Source organism: Kaarinaea lacus, from assembly GCF_975902315.1.
Genome location: NZ_CDLKIE010000198.1, coordinates 1 through 5,132 on the forward strand (window position 1 = coordinate 1; position 5,132 = coordinate 5,132).

The 5,132-nt window shown below is 46.6% G+C and carries 6 protein-coding genes; 3 read left to right on the plus strand and 3 right to left on the minus strand.

Features of this window, described 5'->3' with window-relative positions:
• The 3 genes from parE to ACWVCM_RS05890 form a co-directional block, all read right to left on the minus strand.
• On the minus strand, nucleotides 1-1,832 hold a 1,832-nt coding region (gene parE / locus ACWVCM_RS05880), incomplete at its 3' end, for a DNA topoisomerase IV subunit B (RefSeq protein ID WP_455200791.1).
• Between the two features lie 227 nt (nucleotides 1,833-2,059).
• Entirely contained in the window at nucleotides 2,060-2,644 is a 585-nt protein-coding gene (locus ACWVCM_RS05885; protein WP_455200792.1) for a DUF3501 family protein, read from the minus strand.
• 181 nt (nucleotides 2,645-2,825) lie between these two features.
• Nucleotides 2,826-3,245 carry a rubrerythrin family protein gene (locus tag ACWVCM_RS05890; protein WP_455200793.1) on the minus strand — a complete coding sequence of 140 codons (420 nt, stop codon included), beginning with the start codon at nucleotides 3,243-3,245 and terminating at the stop codon, nucleotides 2,826-2,828.
• A gap of 312 nt (nucleotides 3,246-3,557) precedes the next feature.
• On the opposite strand from ACWVCM_RS05890, the gene ACWVCM_RS05895 reads away from it, so the two are divergent.
• From ACWVCM_RS05895 to ACWVCM_RS05905, 3 genes are all read left to right on the plus strand, one after another.
• Nucleotides 3,558-3,812, plus strand: a complete 255-nt coding sequence (locus ACWVCM_RS05895) for an exodeoxyribonuclease VII small subunit (RefSeq protein ID WP_455200794.1) — start codon at nucleotides 3,558-3,560, stop codon at nucleotides 3,810-3,812.
• A 91-nt stretch (nucleotides 3,813-3,903) separates the two neighbouring features.
• Complete coding sequence (gene ispA, locus ACWVCM_RS05900; protein ID WP_455200795.1) at nucleotides 3,904-4,794, plus strand: (2E,6E)-farnesyl diphosphate synthase; 891 nt, start codon at nucleotides 3,904-3,906, stop codon at nucleotides 4,792-4,794.
• 40 nt (nucleotides 4,795-4,834) lie between these two features.
• On the plus strand, nucleotides 4,835-5,132 hold a 298-nt coding region (locus ACWVCM_RS05905), incomplete at its 3' end, for a 1-deoxy-D-xylulose-5-phosphate synthase N-terminal domain-containing protein (RefSeq protein WP_455200796.1).

Here is a 5,132-nt window from a genome sequence, read left to right on the forward strand (position 1 = left end):
CGTTTTTTGCCTAACAGCATGTCCATCATTTGATTGGTGTTGTCCTTGGCATCTATAGTTAATTGCACAAGGCGTCTCGTGTCAGGTGTTAAGGTCGTTTCCCGTAATTGCAGGGGATTCATTTCACCCAAACCTTTGAAACGTTGCACATTGACCTTGCCGCGCATTTTTTCTGCAGCGATACGATCCAGCACACCCTGCTTCTCCCCTTCATCCAGCGCATAGAAAACTTCTTTGCCCACATCGATACGATACAAGGGCGGCATGGCGATGAATACATGTCCAGCAGCAACCAGCGGTTTGAAGTGGCGCAAGAATAATGCGCATAACAGGGTAGCAATATGCAATCCATCTGAATCGGCATCCGCTAGCACACAGATTTTTCCATAGCGTAAACCATCCAGCTTGCTCGAGCCTGGATCAACGCCTATGGCAACGGAAATATCATGTACTTCCTGAGATGCCAGGACCTGCGACGGATCCACTTCCCAGGTATTAAGAATTTTACCGCGCAATGGCATGATGGCCTGAAATTCCTTATCGCGAGCCTGTTTCGCCGAACCACCGGCGGAATCACCCTCAACCAGAAACAGTTCCGTCTGCGATGGATCCTGTGACGTGCAGTCAGCCAGCTTACCAGGCAGAGCTGGCCCCTGGGTAACCTTTTTACGCGCAACCTTTTTACCAGCTTTTTGCCGACGCTGGGCACTGGAGATAGCAAGATCCGCAATTTGCTCGCCCCACTCTATATGCTGATTCAACCAGACGGAGAACGCATCTTTAGTCACACCCGCCACGAATGTTGCACATTCTCGTGAACTTAATCTTTCCTTGGTTTGGCCTGAGAACTGGGGGTCGGCCAGCTTAACGGACAATACAAAACTGACTTTCTCCCAAACGTCTTCAGCGGTTAGTTTCACACCACGGGGAATCAGGTTACGAAAATCACAAAATTCACGAATCGCTTCAGTAAGACCCGTGCGTAAGCCGTTAACATGAGTACCACCCTGAGGTGTGGGAATTAAATTCACGTATCCTTCATGAATGGCATCACCACCTTCCGGCATCCAGATCACAGCCCAGTCCACAGCTTCAGTATTGCCTTGCATACTTCCAATGAATGGTTCACTGGGTAACAGTTCCCAGCCTTTCAGTTCATCGAGCAAATAGGCAGACAGGCCTTCTTCATAAAACCATTCTTCTTTTTCTTTGGTTTTCTCATCTTTAAAAGTAACCGTTAGTCCCGGGCACAATACAGCCTTGGCCCGCATCACATGCTTTAACCTGGGAACGGAATATTTAACAGAGTCGAAATACTTTGGATCTGGCCAGAAACGTATCGTGGTACCGGTATTTCGTTTACCAACTTCACCGACGACTTCCAGCTTGGATTTAACCTTACCGTTGGCAAAGGAAATGTTGTATTCCTTGCCACCACGTTTAACCCAGACATCCAGTTGCTTTGACAAAGCATTGACAACAGAGACACCCACGCCGTGCAAGCCGCCGGAGAACTGGTAATTCTTGTCGGAAAATTTACCCCCTGCGTGCAGGCGGGTAAGAATTAGTTCAACACCTGTAATCTTTTCTTTGGGATGTTTGTCGACAGGCATACCCCGACCATCGTCTGTCACTGACAGCGAACCATCTTTATGGAGGACTACCTCCACTTTCGAGGCAAAACCTGCAATGGCCTCATCGACGCTGTTGTCAATGACTTCCTGTGCGAGGTGGTTGGGACGCTCCGTCTGGGTGTACATACCCGGACGTTTTTTGACGGGCTCGAGGCCACTTAGTACTTCTATGGAAGCAGCATCATACTTATTACTCATCACAAAAGCTCATGCATGTCCCGATGTAACGTTTGTTATAGAAAACAGTATATATAAAAATACAATGGTTATGAAAAATAGCTTTTAGCCAGCAAGCGCTATTCTAACAGAATAAAAATAGTTGAAAATCACTAATTAGTCCCGGTTAATAGAAAAGTTTTTACTCTACACAGGCGAGTAATCGTTTTTTTCCCGAGCCTCTGTTTAAACAAATAATTTATTCGAAATTATTGTAAATCATTCGCCAGTGAATCACGGATATCCTGGGCCACTGGTTCAACAGCATAACGACAATATTCATGGTCGATGCCGATGTTAATGTCAGCACCCGATTTTACCGCGGCAATCATGTCATCATTCAATTGAAAGCGTAAAAAGTGAACAGACGAGGTTTTGTCCTCAGTGTCGCGCTCCAGGTCTTCGTCGGCAATGGCAAATACCCTGTCAAACCCAACAACCTGTACCCAGACTTTATCTTCTACACCAATCAGTTTGGCTAACGCTGTTTTGCGCTCCTCGATATCCTCATATTCGATCATGAAGGTGGCTTTCCAGTTATTACCATCGGGAATCAGGGGATTGTAAGCATCCAGCTCTTCCTGAATCGCATCCGCCTCAAAAATACGTTCGATGCGCAGCATTTCCTGAATCTGGTATTGCATGGTGAGCTGGTCTTCAAAATACAGGGTAGCATGTTCAGTCACTGACACCTGGCGATGCTTTTTGTGTGCTATTACTCGTTCGCGAAAAGCTTGCCGCTGCTCCGCATACTTTTCCAGGCTCATCAAATCTTCTCGATTCAGCTTGCTCATTCTGCACCTTCCGAAAAATCGCTTATTCTGCGCTTTCTAAAACCTGCTTGATAAAATGACAAACAAAAACACACAAGCCCCACATCAGTTCCAGTTAACTGAAGGCAGCTTGTGTGTTTAATGACGCCTGGACTAATAATTGTGATTGATCGTTCTGTAAATTATCAATCAGTAACAGCTATTAAGCGTCCAGATTATCTAAGGCTTTCTGGAAACGATTGGCATGGGAACGTTCGGCTTTTGCCAGCGTTTCAAACCAGTCTGCAATTTCATCAAAACCTTCGTCACGAGCGGCTTTAGCCATGCCGGGATACATATCAGTATATTCGTGCGTTTCACCAGCAATCGATGCTTTCAGATTGTCACTGGTACCACCAATGGGAAGACCCGTCGCTGGATCACCGGATTGTTCCAGATATTCTAAATGGCCGTGTGCATGTCCGGTTTCACCTTCAGCAGTGGAACGAAAAACAGTAGCAACATCGTTATAACCTTCAACATCGGCTTTAGCTGCGAAATAAAGATAACGTCGATTCGCCTGTGACTCTCCAGCGAATGCGGCTTTTAAATTCTCTTCAGTTTTACTGCCTTTAAGGTCCATATTTTCCCTCCACTTGTGGGTTGAGTAATTGTTACTTCCAATACCTTAAATCCTACGGAATTGAGGCTGATGGGACTATAAAGCAAATCTATTTATTTGTCTGCAAATCGGCTGCAAGCCACAAATTTAGACAAAATCTAAGACGTGAACTCTAGCAGTGTGACCCCATTTGTCAATAATTCGTTTAAATCTATCTGATTGAACATATATTCATCGACTGGAGCTGTATTTGACCACCTGGCTTGGCTGGGTTAACTTACTCGGCACTTTCCCATATAACGAAACCGTTTAATTATTCTCGAGGCGCAAAGAGTGGCCAAAAAAACCCGCAAATCAATCAACTTCGAAACCGCCATCGCGGAACTGGAATCCCTGGTCGAGGAAATGGAACAGGGTGAAATCAGTCTGGAAGACTCCTTAAAAAAATTCGAACGCAGTATTGAACTGACCCGGACCTGCCAGAAAGCCCTGCAAGAAGCTGAACAAAAAGTCCAGATTTTGATTGAGAAAAAAGAAGGCGACGTAATCACCGACATCGATGATCCTGATCAATCCGAATCACAGTAAGTTCCCTACAATTATTGACTGTAACCGTCATGATCGCCATGAAAAAGGCGCGCTTGTATAAAACTATCATTCGTTTACCTGAGGAGAAATTTTGAGTCTTTCTTATTTCATGCAAAGCTATCGGCAACGTGTGGAGCACGCGCTATCACACTGGATACCATCACCTGACATAGCGCCTGGAAAGCTTCATGAAGCCATGCGATACGCTACGTTGAATGGCGGTAAACGGATCCGCCCCATTCTGGTTTATGCCACGGGAAAAACACTGGATATTGCAGAGCAAAAACTGGACGGTCCAGCGTGTGCGGTGGAATTGATCCACGCCTACTCCCTGGTCCACGACGACTTACCTGCCATGGATAACGATGAATTGCGCCGTGGCATACCCACCTGTCACATTAAATATGATGAAGCCACTGCGATGCTGGCGGGTGATGCTTTGCAATCATTAGCGTTCCATATTCTGGCTCACGATGACACCATGGTAGATGAACCCCTGCGACGACTCGAGATGATCGACACCCTGGCGCTTGCCAGTGGTTCAAGAGGTATGGCAGGCGGTCAGGCGATCGACCTGGCATCCGTTGGCACCGAACCGAGTGTTATTGAACTGGAAAACATGCATATTCATAAAACCGGTGCGTTGATACGCGCCAGCGTAAAACTTGGCGCATTAAGTCAGACGAATGTTGATCTGGAAGTGCTCGATAGACTGGACCACTATGCCAAGTGCATCGGTCTCGCATTCCAGATTCGCGATGACATCCTGGATGTGGAAAGCGACACAGAAACTCTCGGCAAAACACAGGGAGCAGACGCCGCGCGAAACAAACCCACCTACCCCAGCTTGATTGGATTGAGCAAATCCAAGGATATGGCAGAAGACTTGATCAATCAGGCGCTGGATAGCATCAGCCAGTTGGGGAAAAATGCTGAATTTCTTCGAGAAATTGCGCGTTATATCATCGATCGCCAAAGCTGATATACTGTGCGGCTATTTTTGATAGATTCCGATAAAAAAGATGAAAAAACCACATTCAAAAGGCACCAGGTCATATTCATTGTTGGAGAGCATCAACTCGCCCGACGATGTGCGCCATTTGAAGAAAAAGCAACTGCGTCCGTTGTCGGATGAACTACGCGAGTACCTAATCCACTCAGTGAGTAAAACCGGGGGACATCTCGCCGCTGGCCTGGGTACGGTTGAACTCACCGTCGCCCTGCATTACGTCTTTAACACGCCCGAAGATCGACTGGTATGGGATGTGGGTCATCAAAGTTATCCGCATAAAATTCTAACTGGTCGCCGCGAACAGATGC

Excerpts from the sequence above, each read along its gene's own strand:
- ACWVCM_RS05890 (WP_455200793.1), bottom strand. The coding sequence starts at position 3,245 with ATGGACCTTAAAGGCAGTAAAACTGAAGAGAATTTAAAAGCCGCATTC.
- ACWVCM_RS05885 (WP_455200792.1), bottom strand. The coding sequence starts at position 2,644 with ATGAGCAAGCTGAATCGAGAAGATTTGATGAGCCTGGAAAAGTATGCG.